At 66.9% G+C, this 18,472-nt stretch carries 15 protein-coding genes and 2 riboswitches; of the genes, 5 read left to right on the forward strand and 10 right to left on the reverse strand.

The window, feature by feature from the left end; genetic code table 11:
• From gcvP to AC1DDO_RS19790, 4 genes are all read right to left on the reverse strand, one after another.
• A partial coding sequence (gene gcvP, locus AC1DDO_RS19775) for an aminomethyl-transferring glycine dehydrogenase (protein WP_476972569.1) occupies nucleotides 1-2,582 on the reverse strand: 2,582 nt, incomplete at its 3' end.
• Between the two features lie 37 nt (nucleotides 2,583-2,619).
• Nucleotides 2,620-2,725, reverse strand: a riboswitch (glycine riboswitch).
• A 1-nt stretch (nucleotide 2,726) separates the two neighbouring features.
• A riboswitch (glycine riboswitch) is annotated at nucleotides 2,727-2,824 on the reverse strand.
• Nucleotides 2,825-2,959: 135 nt separating this feature from the next.
• Entirely contained in the window at nucleotides 2,960-3,211 is a 252-nt protein-coding gene (locus tag AC1DDO_RS19780) for a hypothetical protein (protein ID WP_476972570.1), read from the reverse strand.
• Nucleotides 3,208-4,011 carry a putative hydro-lyase gene (locus AC1DDO_RS19785; protein WP_476869560.1) on the reverse strand — a complete coding sequence of 268 codons (804 nt, stop codon included), beginning with the start codon at nucleotides 4,009-4,011 and terminating at the stop codon, nucleotides 3,208-3,210. Before AC1DDO_RS19785 ends, AC1DDO_RS19780 begins: the two co-directional genes overlap by 4 nt.
• Nucleotides 4,008-5,393, reverse strand: a complete 1,386-nt coding sequence (locus AC1DDO_RS19790) for an MFS transporter (protein WP_476869561.1) — start codon at nucleotides 5,391-5,393, stop codon at nucleotides 4,008-4,010. The genes AC1DDO_RS19785 and AC1DDO_RS19790 overlap by 4 nt, the downstream gene beginning before the upstream one ends.
• 932 nt (nucleotides 5,394-6,325) lie before the next feature.
• Between AC1DDO_RS19790 and AC1DDO_RS19795 the strand changes: the two genes are divergently transcribed.
• From AC1DDO_RS19795 to AC1DDO_RS19805, 3 genes are all read left to right on the forward strand, one after another.
• Nucleotides 6,326-7,138: an SDR family NAD(P)-dependent oxidoreductase gene (locus tag AC1DDO_RS19795; protein ID WP_476869562.1), complete on the forward strand. Its 813-nt coding sequence runs from the start codon at nucleotides 6,326-6,328 to the stop codon at nucleotides 7,136-7,138.
• A 170-nt stretch (nucleotides 7,139-7,308) separates the two neighbouring features.
• Nucleotides 7,309-8,673, forward strand: coding sequence for a type I glutamate--ammonia ligase (locus AC1DDO_RS19800; protein WP_476869563.1), 1,365 nt, complete (start codon nucleotides 7,309-7,311; stop codon nucleotides 8,671-8,673).
• Nucleotides 8,673-9,815, forward strand: a complete 1,143-nt coding sequence (locus AC1DDO_RS19805; RefSeq protein ID WP_476869564.1) for an amidohydrolase family protein — start codon at nucleotides 8,673-8,675, stop codon at nucleotides 9,813-9,815. Before AC1DDO_RS19800 ends, AC1DDO_RS19805 begins: the two co-directional genes overlap by 1 nt.
• 27 nt (nucleotides 9,816-9,842) lie before the next feature.
• On the opposite strand, the gene AC1DDO_RS19810 is transcribed toward AC1DDO_RS19805, so the two are convergent.
• The 3 genes from AC1DDO_RS19810 to AC1DDO_RS19820 form a co-directional block, all read right to left on the reverse strand.
• Nucleotides 9,843-10,670, reverse strand: coding sequence for an aldo/keto reductase (locus AC1DDO_RS19810; protein ID WP_476869565.1), 828 nt, complete (start codon nucleotides 10,668-10,670; stop codon nucleotides 9,843-9,845).
• A 157-nt stretch (nucleotides 10,671-10,827) separates the two neighbouring features.
• Nucleotides 10,828-12,831, reverse strand: a complete 2,004-nt coding sequence (locus AC1DDO_RS19815) for a vWA domain-containing protein (protein ID WP_476869566.1) — start codon at nucleotides 12,829-12,831, stop codon at nucleotides 10,828-10,830.
• 28 nt (nucleotides 12,832-12,859) lie between these two features.
• Complete coding sequence (locus AC1DDO_RS19820) at nucleotides 12,860-14,248, reverse strand: sigma 54-interacting transcriptional regulator (protein ID WP_476869567.1); 1,389 nt, start codon at nucleotides 14,246-14,248, stop codon at nucleotides 12,860-12,862.
• Between the two features lie 145 nt (nucleotides 14,249-14,393).
• Between AC1DDO_RS19820 and AC1DDO_RS19825 the strand changes: the two genes are divergently transcribed.
• Both AC1DDO_RS19825 and AC1DDO_RS19830 read left to right on the forward strand, forming a co-directional pair.
• Nucleotides 14,394-15,089 (forward strand): MSMEG_4193 family putative phosphomutase, encoded by a 696-nt coding sequence (locus AC1DDO_RS19825; protein ID WP_476972571.1) that lies wholly within the window; start codon nucleotides 14,394-14,396, stop codon nucleotides 15,087-15,089.
• A gap of 34 nt (nucleotides 15,090-15,123) precedes the next feature.
• Nucleotides 15,124-15,825, forward strand: coding sequence for an SCO1664 family protein (locus AC1DDO_RS19830; RefSeq protein ID WP_476972572.1), 702 nt, complete (start codon nucleotides 15,124-15,126; stop codon nucleotides 15,823-15,825).
• Nucleotides 15,826-15,851: 26 nt separating this feature from the next.
• On the opposite strand, the gene AC1DDO_RS19835 is transcribed toward AC1DDO_RS19830, so the two are convergent.
• From AC1DDO_RS19835 to AC1DDO_RS19845, 3 genes are all read right to left on the reverse strand, one after another.
• Complete coding sequence (locus AC1DDO_RS19835; protein WP_476972573.1) at nucleotides 15,852-17,105, reverse strand: RNA polymerase sigma factor; 1,254 nt, start codon at nucleotides 17,103-17,105, stop codon at nucleotides 15,852-15,854.
• 35 nt (nucleotides 17,106-17,140) lie between these two features.
• On the reverse strand, nucleotides 17,141-17,560 hold the full coding sequence (locus tag AC1DDO_RS19840) for a YciI family protein (protein ID WP_441410550.1): 420 nt from the start codon (nucleotides 17,558-17,560) through the stop codon (nucleotides 17,141-17,143).
• Between the two features lie 245 nt (nucleotides 17,561-17,805).
• Nucleotides 17,806-18,456 (reverse strand): MBL fold metallo-hydrolase, encoded by a 651-nt coding sequence (locus tag AC1DDO_RS19845; protein ID WP_476972574.1) that lies wholly within the window; start codon nucleotides 18,454-18,456, stop codon nucleotides 17,806-17,808.
• Nucleotides 18,457-18,472 lie beyond the last annotated feature (16 nt).

The following is an 18,472-nucleotide window of genomic DNA, read 5'->3' on the forward strand; positions in this document are numbered from 1 at the left end:
GGCTCCACCATGAGAGTGCCCGCAACGGGGAAGGACAGCGTGGGGGCGTGGAAGCCGAAGTCGATCAGGCGCTTGGCCACGTCCTCGGCGGTCACTCCGGTCCTGGCCGTCAGTTCGCGCAGGTCCAGGATGCACTCGTGCGCCACGAGGCCGCCCTCGCCCGTGTACAGGACCGGGAAGAACTCGTTCAGGCGGGCCGCGATGTAGTTCGCCGCCAGCAGGGCGGACTTGGTGGCCTCGGTGAGGCCCTGGCCGCCCATGAGCTTCACGTACGCCCAGGAGATCGGCAGGACGCCGGCGGAGCCGTAGCGGGAGGCGGAGATCGCAACTCCGGTTCCTGGTTCGGTAGCGCCGGCCTCGTGCGCGGCCTTGTTGGCGTCGCCCGGCATGAACGGTGCCAGGTGGGCCTTGGCCGCAACCGGGCCGACGCCGGGTCCGCCGCCGCCATGCGGGATGCAGAAGGTCTTGTGCAGGTTCAGGTGCGAGACATCGCCGCCGAACTGGCCCGGCTGGGCCAGGCCCACGAGCGCATTCAGGTTGGCGCCGTCGACGTAGACCTGCCCGCCGGCCGCATGCACGGAGTCGCACACCTCGCGGACGTCGGCGTCGTACACCCCGTGGGTGGACGGGTAGGTGATCATGATCGCCGAGAGGACGTCCTTGTTGGCCTCGATCTTGGCCTGAAGATCGGCGTGGTCGATCGTGCCGTCCGAAGCCGTAGCCACGACGACCACCTTCATGCCGGCCAGCACGGCCGAGGCCGCGTTCGTGCCGTGCGCCGAGGCAGGGATCAGGCAGACGTTGCGCTGGGCCTCACCGCGGGAGAGGTGGTAGCCGCGGATGGCCAGCAGGCCCGCGAGTTCGCCCTGGGACCCGGCGTTGGGCTGGATGGAGACCTGGTCGTACCCGGTGATCTCGGTCAAGTCCGCTTCCAGGCCCTCGATCAGTTCGCGCCAACCGGCCGTCTGCGAGTCCGGGGCGAACGGGTGGATGGAGGCGAACTCCGGCCAGGAGATGGCTTCCATCTCGGCCGTGGCGTTCAGCTTCATGGTGCACGAGCCCAGCGGGATCATGGTGCGGTCCAGGGCGAGGTCGCGGTCCGAGAGCTTGCGGATGTAGCGCAGCAGCTGGGTTTCGGAACGGTGGGTGTTGAACACCGGGTGCTGCAAGTAGTCGGAGGAACGCAGCACAGCCTCGGGCAGCTCGAAGCCCTTGGCCTCCACCACCGGACCGGCGCCAAAGGCGACCACCACCGCGGAGAGGACCTCCGCCGTCGTGGTCTCATCGACTGACACGCCAACTGTGTCCGCATCGATGAGGCGCAGGTTGATGCCGCGGGCCTCGGCAGCGTTAATGACCTTCCGGGCCTTGCCCGGAACGCGGACCGTGACAGTGTCGAAGAAGGCCTCGGCCACCAGTTCCCGGCCAGCGATCTTGAGCGTGGCGGCGAGGGCACGGGCGTTGTTGTGGACGGTCTGGGCGATGGCCTTCAGGCCCTCGGGACCGTGGTAGACGGCGTACATCGAGGAGACGATGGCCAGCAGCGCCTGGGCGGTGCAGATGTTGGAGGTGGCCTTCTCACGGCGGATGTGCTGCTCACGGGTCTGCAGGGCCAGACGGTAGGCGGGGACGCCCGCGTTGTCCTTGGAGACGCCAACAATTCGGCCGGGAAGCGTGCGTTCCATGCCTTCGCGCACCGCCATGTAGGCCGCGTGCGGGCCGCCGAAGAACAGCGGCACGCCCAGGCGCTGCGTGGAGCCGACGGCGATGTCCGCGCCCTGCTCGCCCGGAGGGGTGATCAAGGTCAGGGCCAGAAGGTCCGCTGCCACGGTGACCAGGGCGCCGCGGCCTTTGGCCTCTGCGATCACGGCGGACTGGTCCCACACCCGGCCGGAAACGCCCGGCTGCTGCAGGACGACGCCGTTGATGTCGCCGGCGGGCAGTCCCTGGGAGAGGTCGGCGACCTCGACCTCGAAGCCCAATGCGTCGGCGCGGCCCCGCACAATGGCGATGGTCTGCGGGAGGCAGTCGGCGTCGAGGACGGTCTTGCCGTCGCGGGCACCTGCGTTCTGTCCTGCGGACTTATTTGCCCTGCGCATCAGGAGCACGGCTTCGGCGACGGCGGTGGCCTCGTCGAGGAGGGACGCATTGGCGACCGGCAGCGCGGTGAGGTCCTGGACCATGGTCTGGAAGTTCAGCAGTGCCTCGAGCCGGCCCTGGGAGATCTCCGGCTGGTAGGGCGTGTAGGCCGTGTACCAGGCGGGGGCCTCGAGGATGTTGCGGCGGATGACCGGCGGCGTGACGGTGTCGTAATAGCCCTGGCCGATCATCTGCACGGCGGTCTTGTTCTTGGAAGCCAGCTTGCGCAGTTCGGCCAGCACCTCAACTTCGCTGAGGGCGCTGTCCAGGCTGAGCGGCTTTTCCTGGCGAATGGAAGCGGGGAGTGCATTGTCTACGAGGCCGTCTACGCTGTCGTAGCCGACGGCCTTGAGCATGGTGTCGATGTCTGTTTGGCGGCGCGCACCGATATGGCGGTCTGCGAACGTGGACGGGGACGACTGAATCGTCATGAGGAACTCCATAATTCAGGTGGCACATAGTGCCACGATGATTCGGGTTCCTCCCCGCTCTGTATTGGACCTGAGAGTTTCCGCGTTGCCTGCTGTTAGCAGGCGCCACTTGCACCGTCGGTGAGCCCGGTTTCCCGGACTGCTTTCCAGAGTTGCCTTGCCGCGGCGGTACGTGGGCCTGAGAGATTCCTGGGGAGGATTTGCTCCTACGGCGCCTGCTGAACGTACCGGCAGGACTCTCCCGCCGCAGATCATAAGCTGTGCCACTGGTGGGTGACACGGCTCACACGTTACTTGTTGCGGGGGCCGGTTGCAAGAGGTGGGTCCGTATGACGCGTTGTTTGACGATAACAACCGCAAGCCGGTCCGCGTCCGCGAGGCTAGGCCAACTAGTCCGCCGGCCGGGGAGGTTCGTGGAGGCCGAATGCCGAGCCTTGGAGGTATGGCACGGCACCGGAGTCGCCGGAAGCGGACGACGGCGGGAAGTCCAGCTGGCCCTCGTGCATCGAGATGCTCGCTCCGGCCGGGCTCTGCCAGACTCCGGTCAGTTCGCAGTGGGTGCCCGTGGCTTGCCGCCGCGGCGCTGAGAGTTTGACGATCCTGCGTGCCCGTTTCTCGGCTACGGGAAATCTCTTCTTCACGATGACGCTCCTGTCCGTTCCCGGTAGGTGCTTTCGGGAACATCAGTGATGAACATGTGTCCGGGGGCGTGGCTGATGGCGAAGGCGGGCCTTGATGCCATCACTGCGCTCTGCGGCGTCACGCCGCAGGCCCAGAAAACCGGCACTTCTCCCGGCCGGATCTCCACCGCGTCGCCGAAGTCGGGGAGGTTGATGTCGGCAATGCCGAGGTCCCCGGGCGTCCCGACGTGAACCGGGCTGCCGTGAACCTTAGGTACTTCCGACGTCACCCTGATGGCCGTTTGGACCAGTTCGGGCGGCATCGGGCGCATGGAGACCACCATCGGCCCGTGGATTCGGCCGGCAGGGGTGCACTCGATGTTCGTGCGGTACATGGGGACGTTGCGGCCGGTTTCGGTGTGCCGGAGCGGGACGCCCGCGCTGGCAAGCGCGGCTTCGAAGGTGAAACTGCAGCCGATGAGGACGCCTACCATGTCATCACGCCAGACCGATGCGACGTCCGTGACTTCGCCGGCAAGTTCGCCGTCCACCCACACCCGGTAGGCCGGGATGTCAGTGCGGATGTCCGACCCCGCGGCGAGGGCGCTCTGGTACTGTCCCGCCGGGATTACGTCGATGACGGGGCAGGCTTTGGGGTTGAGCCGGCAGAATTCGATGAATTCGTCGGCGTAGTCCGCCGTCACCGCTATCAGGTTTGCCTGGGTGTAGCCGTCGCTCCACCCGGAGGTGGGGGTGACCAGGCCGCTGCGGAACTTCAGGCGCGCATCGGAGGGTGCCAGGTGTGCGTTGGCCTGGTTCATCGGGCCTCCACCAGCTCATTTACAGCCGGCTCATTTTCCACCAGCTCAGTTGAAGGCTGCAGGTACTCCTGGTCCTCGGCAACGTCGGAGTCCCGGCCCAGGGCCAGGCCCACCAGGGTCAGGAGGCAGGCAACGCTGAGGTAGATGGCAACCGGGACCCAGCTGTTGAAGGTGCTCAGCAGGAGGGTGAACATGAACGGTGCGATTGCGCCACCGACGATTCCGGCGAAGGTGTAGGCCAGCGAACTGCCGGTGGAGCGGAGCCGCGGCGAGAACTGTTCAACAACGAACGCGGCCTGGGGTCCGTACATAAACGAGTGGCAGAGCAGGCCCAGCACCGTTCCCACGATCAGCATGACCGGGGATCGACCTTCGAGGACGATGAAGAACAGGTACCCCCAGACGGCGGCGGCCACTGCGGCGATTGCGTAGACCAGCCGGCGGTTGATGTGGTCGGAGATGGCCCCGGCGAGCGGCATGGTGAAAATCTGGAGTGCCGAACCGATCAGGACGGCCACCAGCACTTGGCCGCGGTCGAAGCCAAGTTTCTGAATGCCGTAGGTGAGCATGAAGACGGTGCACAAAGCGTAGAGGACGTCCGGGCCGATGCGGCTGAGCATGGCTGCGATGAGGGGGCGGCGCTGGGTTGCCAGGACTTCGCGGATGGGGGACTTGGGCTTGTCTCCTTTGGCTTCCATGGCCTTGAAGATGGGGGTGTCTTCAAGCTTGAGCCGGATCCAGAGCCCGAAGGCCACCAACAGGGCCGAGATCAGGAAGGCAATTCGCCAGCCGAAGTTCAGGAAATCCTCTTCGGACAGGGCCATGGTCAGGACGGCAAGCACGCCGTTGGCCATCAGGTTACCGGCGGGCGGGCCGATCTGCGCGGCGGATGCCCAGAAGCCGCGACGGTTCGGGTCACCGAATTCACTGGAGAGCAGCACTGCCCCGCCCCACTCGCCGCCGACGCCAACACCCTGCGCGAAGCGAAGGAAGACCAGGATGGCGGGGGCCATGATGCCGATGTTGCCGTACGTGGGCAGCAGGCCGATGAGGAACGTGGCGGCGCCGATCAGCATGAGCGTGATGACCAGGATCTTCTTGCGGCCGATCTCGTCGCCGAGCCGGCCGAAGATGATGCCGCCGACGGGCCGGGAAATGTAGCCCACGGCGTAGGTGGAGAAGGCCAACAGGGTGCCCGTGACAGGGTCCGAGGCCGGGAAGAAGATCAGCGGGAAAACGATCGCGGCCGCGGCGGAGTAGACAGCGAAGTCATAGAACTCCAGTGCGGTTCCGGTCAGGCTGGCCGCGAATGCCTTGTACATGCCCTTGCGCCCTACAAAGGGCTTCGGGTCAGCGGGGGCCGTTACGGATGAAGCGGCCATGTGTACCTCCATGAAGAGTGTGGATGTCAGCCAAGTGCGGGCGGCTGGTGTTGGTGCGCCTTGTCGGTCCGGGCCTGCGGCGATGCGGGTCGGGACATTCGGGTGCGTGTGCGGCTACCGTGATGGGCTGCGGAAGTCGGGACTGCGTTCAATAAATGGATCAATTGTTGGATTGTTGAACAATCCGAATTGTTGAACAATTTACGCGACGCAGGTCACATCGTCAAGGGGTTGAGGGTGATGCGGTCGTCGCGGCAGCCACCGGGTATAGCCGGATTTAAGGCGCCGAAGCGCTGCCTCAAGGCCTCAGGCCGCGTTCTCAGGGCACCGCGGCAGTGCTGGTTTCAGGGCAGCACGAACGACGACGGCGGGACAACCCGCCGTCGTCGTCTTATTTTTTGTGGTTCTGGGTTCTTGAGGTTCTGGTTTCTTGAGCTGGGAGTGTCTACCCCGGAGGCGGAAGGGCGCCATAGCTATGGGGCATCGAATGAGGATTGGTCGGCCGGTCCTCGTCGGAGGATGCGGGCTCCCTGGTGTCGTAACTGCGCGCCGTCTTTAGGTTCCGCGATCGCTTGTACAGACCCACGGCGACCAAACCGAGGCCAGCGGCTAGAAGCGCGAGTCCCAGCACGAACACTGCCGCCGCACCCTGTCCGGCGCTGCCCGAGAGCACGTCAACCAGTGGCATCGGTAGCGTGAACAACGTGGCCACCAGCAATATCGAGCCCGCTGCGATTTGCCATGTTCCTTTGGACTGCATGGTTCCCCCTCCATGTTTCGCGTGTCAGCCTTGCGGCCCAGTAAACCCGAAGGGTGCGTTTTTAGATAGGGCCGCCTCCGGGTGCTGGGCCCGAGAAAGTCGCGGGCACCAGGCGCCGGGCCCGGCCTATCATGGGGATCACGGGACGAAATGTAAGCGGGGGCCGCTTGGCATGACCAGCGAACGCGAACGCAGTGACGCGCCAACGGGTGGCGTTGCGCTGGTGACCGGCGCGAGCCGCGGTGTCGGCCGGGGCATCGCGCTTGCCCTTCAGGCCGCGGGGTTCCGGGTTTATGGCACGGGCCGGTCGATCGAGCAGGCGGACCTCCCGCGGGAGATCGTGCGCCTGCGCTGCGACCATCTCAACGATGACGAGACCGCGCACGTGTTCGACACGATCCGGACCGAGGGCGGCCGCCTCGACCTGCTGGTCAATTGCGCCTGGGGCGGGTACGAGAAGATGGTCGAAGGCGGCGCGTTCACGTGGCCGGCACCGTTCTGGGAGCAGGCGCCGCATCGCTGGACCGGCATGATGGACGCCGGCGTCCGCGCCGCATTTGTGTGTTCGGCGCACGCGGCGCGCATGATGATGCGGCGGCACCGCGGCCTGATCGTCAACATCAGCTTCTGGGCCGCGCAGCGCCACCTCGGCAACACGATCTACGGCATCGCCAAAGCGACGACGGACAAGATGACCTCCGACATGGCCGTCGAGCTCAGACCGTTCGACATTCCGGTCATCTCGCTCTACCCCGGACTGGTCCGCACCGAGGCGGTCCTGGCCGCGGCGGAAAGCGGTGCATTCGATCTCTCGACCAGCGAAAGCCCTGAGTTCATCGGCCGGGTGATCAATGCGCTGTTCCATGATCCGGACCTGATGACGCGGACCGGCCAGGTGCTCATCGCCGCTGCGGTGGCGAAGGAGTTCGGCGTCCTGGACATCGACGGAAATTCGCCGCCGGCGCTGACGCTTGCGGATATCTAGGACGCCGAGGCGGACGACGGCGGGACGTGCCGCCGTCGGGTTTCCCGGGCGCCGCATGGGCCTCGGGCTGTTGGCCGGAAACCCGTGCCCGGGTGCGATCCCAGTGCAGAGGGGGCGTCTTTCATTGGGTGAGCCTTTCATTGGATGAGGAGCGGCCGCATGATAGGCGCATGACCCCCATCGCATCAGCCGACGAATCCGCCGTTGCGAAAGCCCACCGCGAGCTCGAAGCGGCCGGCGTCCGCACCGTGATCGGCACGGTGGTGAATGCTTCGGGCATCACCCTGGCCAAGAGCGTTCCGCTGGCGCGGCTCAAGATCTTCCACGAATCCGGGATGGGCGCCGCCCCCGTCTGGCACGTCTTCACCATCGACGGCGGGATAGCGTTCACGGACAGCATCACCACCGTCGGCGATATGCGCCTGAAGATCGACATCGCGGGACTTCGTGTCCTGCCCGGCGGCCGCGCATGGGCACCGGCCCGCCTTTTCGAACAGGATGGAGCCGCCTCTCCGGCCTGTGCCCGCGGTTGCCTGGCCGACATCGAGGGCAGCCTGGTCGAGGCCGGGTACCAGGCGCTCGTGGGCCACGAACTTGAATTCTTTCTCGTCGCCCCGGATGGTTCAGCGCTGGAAACCGCGCCCTGGGTTCCGTACGGGGCAATGGGCCTTCTGGACCGATCGGAATTCCTCGATGACCTGCTGTCAGCGCTGAACCAGGCCGGGCTTCCCCTGGAGCAGCTTCACGCCGAGTACGGCAGGAACCAGTTCGAGTTTTCCCTTCCCCCGGCCCCGCCGGTCCAGGCCGCGGACACGGTGGTCCTTGCCAGGATTATCGTGGGCATCGTCGCCAGGGCCCACGGCATGATGGCCTCGTTCTCGCCGTCGCCCTTTCCCGGCAGCGTTGGGAACGGCGCCCACCAGCACTTTTCGCTTCGAAAGAACGGAGTGCCGCTGTTCTCCGGCGGCAGCGGACCGCGCGGCATCTCCGCCGAGGGAGGCGCTGCCATTGGCGGAATCATCGCAGGGCTCCCGGATGTCCAGGGCTTCCTCACGGGGTCAGTTTTGTCCGGAAGCCGGTTGGCGCCCGGCACGTGGTCGGGTGCCTACTTGTGCTGGGGCCTGGAAAACCGGGAAGCCTCGGTGCGCTTCCTGCGCGAGGGCCAGGGCAATCCGCACGGAGCCAACGTCGAGGTGAAAATCGTCGACCCGTCGTCGAACGTCTATTTGGCCTCGGCGGCCATCCTTGCCCTCGCCCTTGACGGTATCCGCGGCGGACGCCGGCTTCCGGAGGAGATCCCCGGTGACCCCGGGCGGCTTTCGGACGAGGAACGGCAGCAGGCAAACGTCCGAAAGCTCTCAGACTCCCCCGCCGCCATCATCGACACCCTAGACAACTCAGGCCTTGCCCGCAGGCTTCTCGGAGACGCCGTCATCGACGCCACGGTGGCCGTCCGGCGCTACGAACAGCGCATCGCAGCCGAACTCACTCCGGACGAGCTCGCCGAACGCTTTCGACTTGCCTGGTCGATCTGATGGCGGGCGGTGACTTCCCGGACTTCGTCGAACACGTCAGCCTTGTCGATCACCACGTGCATGGCGCGTTTCACGCCGACGGTGATGAGGCACGCTTTCAGAACTCGCTGAACGAAGGGAACACCGAACCGCTGGCCAACCCCGGAGACGCCTACAACACACAAATCGGGCTCGCCATCCGGCGCTGGTGCAGCGGCATTCTTGATCTGCCCCGGCACGCCTCACCGGCGGAATACTGGAGCCGTCGCGCCGAGCTTGGAGAACTCGAGGTCAGCCGGCGCATGACCCGCGCTGCCGGGGTAAGCGACTGGCTGATCGACACAGGACTGGACGCCGCTGACTATCTCGGCATGGCCGGCATGGCTGAGGTCTCCGGCGGGCGAACCCACGAGATCGTTCGGCTGGAACTGCTCGCCGAGTCGCTGATCCGGGAGATTGCCAACCCGGCAGACTATGTCGACGAGTTCGGCCAGCGGCTCCACGACCTCACCCGCAGCGCCGTGGGCGTCAAAACCGTTCTCGCCTACCGCGCAGGATTCGACCAGGACCTCAGCCGGCGCACACCGGCGGCGGTCACTGAGGCAGCCCGCCGCTGGCAGCAGAACCCGCGCGCTGGCACCAAGGCGAGGCTCACCGACGTGACCCTCATTGCCCACGGGATCCATGCGGCCGTGTCGATGAAGCTTCCCGTGCAGTTCCATGTCGGATTCGGCGACCGAGACCTGGACCTCCACAAGACCAATCCCCTGTACCTGTTGGATTTTCTGCGGTCCGCCGAAGTCCGGGACGCACCCATCATGCTGCTCCACTGCTATCCGTTCGAGCGCGAAGCCGGCTACCTTGCCCACGCCTTCGAAAACGTCTACATCGACGTGGGCCTCGCCGTGAACTACACCGGGTCACGGAGCCGGGATCTGGTGGCCCGCTCCTTCGAGCTGGCGCCCTTCACGAGGATCCTGTACTCCTCCGACGCCCTCGGCCCGGCCGAACTTCACTACCTCGGGGCGAGGCTGTGGCGCAACGCAATCGCCAAGGTGGTGGGCGGATGGATCGCCGACGACGACTGTTCGGAGGCGGACGCCCGCAGGATCGTGCAACTGGTCGCGCGCGAGAACGCCCGCCGCGTGTATGCGCTCCCCTGAGCGGGCGCCGCCCTGTGTCTAGCTTGGCTAGCCGTTGAATTCGGCCGGGTGCGGGCCCGTGCGGCCGTCCCGTTCGAGGCTGTCGATGACTGCCAGCTCGTTCGCTGACAGGTCGAAGCCGAACACGTCCAGGTTTTCGCTGATCCGCGACGGCGTGACCGACTTGGGAATGATGATCCGTCCCTGCTGCAGGTGCCAGCGCAGGATCACCTGCGCCGAGCTCCGGCCGTACCGGGACGCGATATCAAGAATGGCCGGATCCTCGAGGAGGGCTCCCTGGGCCAGCGGGCTCCAGGCCTCGGTGGCGATTCCGTAGGCGGTATTGAAGGCACCGATATCCCGCTGCTGCAGGGCCGGGTGCAGCTCCACCTGGTTGACCGCCGGCACCGTACCGCCGAGGTCGATGAGCGTCTGCAGGTGTTCGGGCAGGAAATTGGAAACGCCGATCGCCCGGACCCGGCCGTCGGCCAGCAGCTTCTCCAGGGCCAGCCAGGAGTCCGCGTATTTGCCCAGCCCGGGAGCGGGCCAGTGGATCAGGTAGAGGTCAAGGTAGTCCAGGCCGAGCTTGTCCAGGCTGGACTCGTAGGCCGCGAGGGTGGCGTCGTAGCCGAGGTCTTCGATCCAGAGCTTGGAGGTGATGAACAATTCGTCGCGGGCAATCCCGGATTCCGCCAGCGCACGTCCGGTGCCTGCCTCGTTGCCGTAGATCGCGGCGGTGTCGATGCTCCGGTAGCCGGCGGCGAGAGCGGCGCTGACCGCGGCGGTGGTGTCGTCGTCGGGCACCTGGAAGACGCCGAAACCGATCTGCGGCATCTGGACCCCGTTATTGAGCGTGACGGTGGGAATGGCGGTCATGGTTTCTCCTGAAGTCAGATTGGGTAGCGGGAGGTCGGTGGCCAGCCGAAGAAGTAGGGCGCGTACGCTAGTAATTGCAGGCGCTGTGTTTATTGTTGCACAAAGATATATAGCGCGCAAGCAACTACTTTCGACCACGGGCCGCCGTTCAGCTCCGCTATTCAGCCCAGTCGGCGTCGTCGTAGGGGCGCCCCCGGAAGTGGACGCGGAGGTACTCCTCCACCACGGCCGCCCCCAGCTCCCCGGTCTCCGGCGCCACCACCCGGCCGTCGATGCGGCGGACCATGCGCTGGACAAATCGTTCCAGGCCAGGGTCGTCTCCGAGCCGGAAGAACGTGGCCTGCGTGCCGGCCCGTCCCAGGCGGTCCAGTTCGGCCACCGTGACGCGGATGGTCTCCGGGTCCGGCGGATAGCAGAACCAGGACTCGCCGTCGGCCAGCAGGTGGGCGGTGGGTTCGCCGTCAGTCACCACCAGGAGGACGGGCTGCATGGACGGGTGCTGGCGGAAGAAGCGGCTGGCCAGCAGCAGTCCGTGGTGCAGGTTGGTGCCCTGCTCCCGCAGGGCCGGCAGGGCCGTGAGCTCGCCGATGTCCATGGTCTGCGCGTAGCGGCCGAACGTGATCAGCTGCAGCCGGTCGCCGCGGAACCGGGTGGAGACGAGGTGGTGCAGGGCTAGCGCGGTGCGTTTCATGGGCACCCAGCGTCCCTCGGCGGCCATCGAGAAGGACACGTCGGCCAGCAGGACGACGGCGGCCTGCGTGCGCGCCTCCGTCTCCGTCACCTCGATGTCCTCCACGGCCAAGCGCAGTCCGCGGCCCGGATCACCGCCGTCGGCGATAGTGCGGCGGATCGCGTTGGTCATGGTCCGGGTGACGTCCCACGGCTCGGCGTCGCCGAACTCCCACTGGCGGCTGGAACCGGTCTGCTCCCCAGCCGCCCCAGCAACGCGCGTGTCCCGGCGCCCCTGCCGGCCGGAGAGTTGCTTGGCGGTGTCCCGCAGCAGCGACCTGCCCAGCCGCCGCATGGCCTGGGGCGACAACCGGAGATCCCCGTCCGCCCCGCGCCGGAGGTAGCCGCCGTCCTGCATTGCCCGCTCGATCTCCGCGAGGGTGCGGGCCGTCACGGTGGCGTTCTGTCCCAGCTGGCGGGCCAGTGCGTCCAGGTCCAGGTCGTCGAGGCTTGAGCCGCTGTAGGACTGGGAGAGCTGTTCGGCCAGTTCGTCGAGTTCGGCGATGTCCTGGAGTACCCCGGTGCCGTCGCCGAGCCCGAGTCCCTCCTCACCGTCGAAGCGTTCGGAGCCGGTCCAGTCCTCACCGGGGCGCAGGGCGCGCAGGCTGTCGTCGAGCTGGTCGAGCTCGGCCATGAGGTCGGGCGAGCCGAATGCCTGGGCGGAGAGCCGCATCAGTTCGTCGCGCTGCTCGGCGGACATGGAGCGCAGGAGCCGTTGGGCGGCGGCGGCGCGCTGAGCGAGCGCGTCCACGAGCTCCTCGACGGATTGTGGATTCTCCGGAAAGAAGTGGCCGTGCCGGGCCATGAAACCCTGGAAGTCCGCGTCCGTGTCCTCGCCGCGCCGGTGTTTGCCGAGGAGCTCGTTGAGGTCGTGCAGCATTTCGCTCACGGCCGCGCGGTCCTCATCGGTGGCTCTCTCGAGTGCTTCCTTCATGCCGGCGAACCGCTGGTCAAGGAGTTCGCGGCCCAGCAGATCCTTGATCCGCTCGTAGGCCTCGCGCGCGGTGCTGGACTGCCAGTCATAGGAGGCGAGTTCGTTGACCGCTGCCGCCGTGGAGCGGGGCAGGTTCTGCAGCTGCATCTCCCGGATGGCGCGATCAGTATTGTCCATCATGGCGTCGCGGGCGAGCTGTTTGCGTTCCTCCAGGACGGCCGTGTCGAGCAGTTTCTGGACTTCGCTGAGGGTGCCGTCCAGCCGGTGGCGGCTGAGGAGTTCATTCCGGCGCTGCTGGACGCGGCTGGCGAGGTCGTCGAGGCCCTCCCGGCTACGGCCTCCGCGCCGGAGGAATTCCTGCAGGGCGTGCCGGGGCGAGTAGCCGGCCATGACGTCCTCGGCCACGGCGTCGAGCGCCTCCGCCAGGTCCACCGGCGGGGCGAGCGGATCCGGTCCTCCGGCGTACCGGCCATACCTTGACCGGTTGTGAGCGCTCATGGGCCCTCCCGTCCCTAACTTTGGACTGCTAGCCGTAGATCGTTTCTTCGTCGTCGGAATCCTTGGAGATCCGCCGGGCGAGGTAGAGACCTTCCAGCGCAAGTTCGACGGCGGCGGCGCGCTGCCCGTCGTTATTCGCGCCCAGGCGCTCACTGACTTCCTCGTACAGGCGGGAGCCGTTGAGGTTCGGAAGGTTGTGGAGGAACTCCCGCGCCGTGACCAGTTCCCCGGTGGTCACCGTGGTGTGGCCGTCGAGAGCGGCCACCAGCGGACCCATGTCGAGTCCGTGAAAGTGCGCCCGCACGGCTTCTGCGGTTGCTGTGCGCAGGAGGTGGTCCAGGACGGCCTGTTCCCGCCCTTCCTCACCCGACTCGAACTCAATCTTCCCCGAGAGGACGTCCACTGCGGCCTCCAGGTCAACGATCCTGGCGACGGCTTCCTCCTCGCCGCGCACGCTGGCCCGGCGCAGGGCCGCCGCGGCGACGGTTTCCGCACCTGCGATGCCGAACCGCGCGGAAACCCCGGAGGTCTGGTTGACCGCGGGAGACTGCCGCAGCGCCCGGGTGTAGCGGGCCAGGATCTCGAGGATGACGGGCGGGACGCTGGCCACCAGCTGCCCCTCCTGGCGGATGACGGCGACCTCGTCGTCGAGCTCTATCGGGTAGTGGGTGCGGATTTCGGCACCGAAGCGGTCCCGCAGGGGCGTGATGATCCGGCCGCGGTTGGTGTAGTCCTCCGGGTTGGCGGACGCGACCACCAGTACGTCCAGCGGCAGCCGCAGCACGTAGCCGCGGATCTGGATGTCGCGTTCCTCCATCACGTTGAGCATCGAGACCTGGATCCGCTCGGCGAGGTCGGGGAGCTCGTTAATGGCGATGATCCCACGGTTGGAGCGCGGGACCAGGCCGTAGTGGATGGTTTCCGGGTCCCCGAGGCGGCGGCCCTCGGCCACACGCATCGGGTCGACGTCGCCGATCAGGTCCGCGACGGAGGTGTCCGGCGTCGCGAGCTTTTCGACGTAGCGTTCCGAGCGGTGGCGCCACGCCACCCGGAGCCGGTCCCCCTCGGTGAGGACGCGGGCGCGGGAGTGTTCCGTGATCGGTTCGTACGGGTGTTCGTTCAGTTCCGATTCCTCGATCACCGGCGACCACTCGTCCAGCAGCCCGGCCAGGGTGCGCAGGAGCCGCGTCTTGCCCTGTCCCCGCTCGCCGAGCAGGACGATGTCGTGCCCGGCGATGAGGGCACGTTCAAGCTGGGGAAGGACGGTCCGGCTGAACCCGAACAGACCGGGCCACGGATCGCGGCCCGCGGCGAGCGCGGCGAGCAGGTTGTCGCGGATTTCGCGGCGCAGGTCTTTGTGAACGTGGCCGGCGGCACGCAATTCACCAACAGTGAAGATATCGGGGCGATCACTCACTCCTCTACGGTAGTCCTCGACTGTGCGGGGAATCGAGGGATTTTGCGGATTCCTGCGCAAGGTCCTGCGGAGACCCCTACCGCTACGCGGCTGCCCCACCCCTCGCAAGCTCGGGCGGGGACCCCTGCCGCTACGCTTAGACCTGATGACTGCTGCAACGCCGCCGGCACCATCGGCGCCACCATCCGGACCGCCGTCGGGACCCTCATCGGAGCCTCGGGGCACGATCCTCCTTCTGGTGCGCCACGGGGAGACGCCGACTACCGGCAAGGTCCTGCCGGGGCGGGCCCCGGGACTGCATCTTTCCGACTTGGGCCGGGCCCAGGCTGAACGGGTCGCCGAGCGTCTCGCCGGTTTGTCCGTCGATGCCATCTATTCCTCGCCGCTCGAGCGCGCTATGGAAACGGCGGAGCCCACAGCAGCCCGCGCGGGACTTGAAGTGAAGCAGGACGCCGGCCTGCTCGAATGCGACTTCGGCGAGTGGACCGGCGCCTCCCTCGCCGAACTGGCGGGTCTCCCGCAGTGGCAGACCGTGCAGCACAGCCCCTCCTCCTTCCGCTTCCCGAACGGCGAGAGCTTCAGCCAGATGCAGGCGCGGATCGTCGGAGCCCTCGAGGCCCTGTGCGCAGCCCACGCCGGCGGCGTCGTGGTGTGCTTCTCCCACGCCGACCCCATCAAGGCCGCCGTCGCCCACGCCCTGGGCACGCACCTGGACCTCTTCCAGCGGATCGTCATCAGCCCGGGGTCGGTGTCGGCTATTTCTTTTGTGGAGGGTCAGGCACCCGCCGTGCTCATGGTGAATTCGACGTCGGAACCCCTCAGCGGGCTGAGGGGGCCGTGATGAAGCTGGGGCTGACGGTAAATCGGGGCAGACGGTGTCCGGCCGGGAGCTGACGCTGCTGGCCGAGGGCAGCGTCGAGCTGCTCGGACGCCTCCCGCGCAGCAGCAACGAGACATTCCTCGTCCAGGTTTCCTGCGGTGAAGACTCCGCTTGGGCTGTCTACAAGCCGGAGGCCGGGGAACAGCCGCTGTCCGATTTCGAGCCGGGGCTGTACCGGCGGGAGCGCGCGGCCTACCTGCTCAGCGAGTCCCTGGCATGGGGACTCGTGCCGCCGACGGTGATCCGGGAGGAAGCCCCGTTGGGGATCGGTTCGCTGCAATGGTTCATCGAGTGCGACTTCCGTGAGCACTACTTCACCCTGTACGCCGACGCCCCCGAGACCCACCGCGACCTGGCGCAGATCGCACTGTTCGACTACGTCGCCAATAACACCGACCGCAAGAGCGGGCACGTGCTGCGCGGTGACAACGGGCGGGTGTGGGGCATCGACCACGGGCTGTGTTTCTCGGCTGGTTTCAAACTGCGCACGGTGATCTGGGACTTCGCGGGCGAACCCATCCCGGATGCTTTGCTCGAGGACATTGCCCCGCTCGCGGAGGCGGTACCTCCCGAGTTGATTGAACTTCTCGACGACGGGGAGGTCACCGCCCTGCAGCACCGTGTTCAGCGCCTGCTGCGCACCCGGGAGCTGCCGGTGGACCGCACCGGCATGCGTTACCCGTGGCCGCTGGTTTAGACAATCTCCCGTGGGCTGCCCCTGCCCTACGGCCGGGTCAGCTCGCCGATCTTTCGTTCCAGGGCGGCGCGTTCGGCCGCGTTGGTGCACAGCGCGACGGCCTGTTGCAGGGCGGACTGCGCCTCACCGCGGCGGCCGAGCCGGGTCAATAACTCGCCCCTGACGGCCGGCAGCAGATGCGAGCCGTTAAGTTCGCCCCGGGATGCGATCGCGTCGACCAGTTCCAGCCCGGCGCCCGGGCCCGATGCCATGGCCACCGCCACCGCGCGGTTCAGTTCGACCACCGGCGACGGCGCCAGCCGCCCCAGGGCCTCATAGAGGATGACAATCCGCTGCCAGTCCGTTTCCGCGACGGAGGGGGCCACCGCGTGGCATTCGGCGATGGAGGCCTGCAGCCCGTAGGCGCCGAGCCCGCGGCCGGCCCCCGCGGCCTTCGCCAGCGCGGCGCGGCCGCGCCGGATCGCCGACTGGTCCCACAACCGTCGGTCCTGGTCCTCCAGAAGGACCGGGCGGCCGGAGGTATCGAGCCTCGCGGGGAAGCGCGCGGCCGTCAGTTCCATCAGTGCAAGCAGGCCGAACACCTCTGGTTCGGGCGCCAGCCGCGTGAGCACCCGGGCCAGGCGGCGCGCTTCGCCTGCCAAGTCCGTGCGCATCCAGGATTCACCGCCGGACGCGAAGGAACCCTCCGTGAAGATCAGGTACGCGACTTGGAGCACCGAGCCAAGCCGTTCGGGGAGTTCGTGCGTTTCCGGCACGGCAAAGGGAACGTGGGCGGCGGCCAACGTCTTCTTGGCCCGGGTGATGCGTGCCTGGATGGTCGGCACCGGAACCAGGAACGCCTTTGCGATCTCGTCGGTGCCCATGCCGCCCACCACGCGCAGGGTCAACGCGATCCGCGCTTCCCTGGACAAGACGGGATGGCAGGAGATGAACATCAGGGCCAGCACGTCGTCGTCGATCGCGTCGGGGTTGAACAGCGAATCCGCGCCCGGTTCCGCCTCCGAAAGGTCCCGGGCCAGCAGGGCGTATTTTTCGTCGCGCGCGGCACGCCGCCGGAAGGTGTCCACCGCCCGGCGCCTGCCGGTGGTCAGCAGCCAGCCCACCGGTTCCGCGGGAATCCCATTCACCGACCACGACACGAGGGCCTCGGCGAGCGCCTCCTGCGCCAGGTCTTCGGCCAACGGGAAATCGCCGGTGTAACGGGCAAGGGCGCCGACGATGCGGGCGGACTCCATGCGCCACACCGCTTCGACGGCGGCCCTTGCCGCGTTGCTGCTCACTGCTGTTTTGGGCTGGGCAGTCCGGATTGGCTGGTTCAGACCTGGCCGGTCTGCTCGCGCCAGGCGCGTTCCTTCTGGATCCATTCATTGTCCTGCGGGAACTCGTCGATGGAGGGTACCCGGCGGATCTCGGTCTTGGTGCCCGCCGTCATGGGGGCCCGTTTGGCCCACTCGATGGCTTCCTGCTTAGATGCGACGTCGAGGATGTAGTAGCCGCCGAACAGCTCCTTGGTCTCGCCGTAGGGGCCGTCAGTGACCACCGGGGTGTCGCCGGTAAAGTCCACCACGACGCCCTCCTTGGGATCATCCAGGCCCTCGGCCGCCAACAGGACGCCGGAGCGGATCAATTCGTCATTGAATTTGCCCATGATCTCAAGCATTTCGTTGAAGTCGGCCTTCTCGAAGTTGGCGTACGACTCATCGGTGCCGCGCATGATCAACATGTACTTTGCCATTTCAATCTCCTAGGTTGTGGAAAGTCGCCCTCCGACCTTCTCACCCACAGGTCGAACAGCGCGAGGGAAAATCGACACGGTCCCGAAAATTCATTTGGCGCGGCCTATGGCAGCTCACGGCTTGCCCGCGGCATCCATGTTGCGGCCAATTGTCATGGGCCGGTCCCCTGCCCAACACCACGACGACGGCGGGACTTCCCGCCGTCGTCGTGATCCTGGACCACCTTCCGGGCGCTACAGCCGTCCTAAGTCCCGGCCCCGCGGGAAACCAGTTCTCGGAGTTGGGCAACTGCGTCGGGGACCTCAGCTCCGTGCGAGAACAGCATCCTTCTCGGCGCCAGTTCGCTGAGCTTCCGCAGCGAGAGCTCAGCCTGCGCCGCATCCGCAGTGAAAGGTGCGGGCGGCCGCGCCACTACGCCTGCCATCGCGCCCACCGTGTCCCCAACGAACAGCACCCCCTCGTCCTCGTGCAGCAGGCAGATATGACCCTTCGTGTGCCCGGGTGTCTCGATGACCCGAAGTCCCCGGACATTGTCCCCCTCCGAAAGTGGCCGCAGCGGGACAGCCGAGGAGATCGCCTGGGCCTCAGGCGCGCCGGCCCAGACGTCGGCTCCCGGGGTCCTCGATGTGACCTCATCCAGTCCGCCGACATGGTCTGGGTGTGAATGGGTAAGGACGACGTCGGTGATATCGGACCATTGGGCGCCGACTCGCTGCAGTGCCAGTTCGATCTCCGCGGCGCTTCCCTTCAGCCCGGCGTCAATCAAGACCAGCCCGGTGGAGACCCCGACGAGAAAGCAGCGCACGTCCAAAGTGAGCTCGTCCGGCCCGGCAATTCCTGCAGGCAGATGAATTTGCTGAACAACTGGTTCCACAAATGACCGGACGTTAGCCATGTTCATCCTCCCGAAG

The organism is Arthrobacter sp. 10N43, from assembly GCF_056394525.1.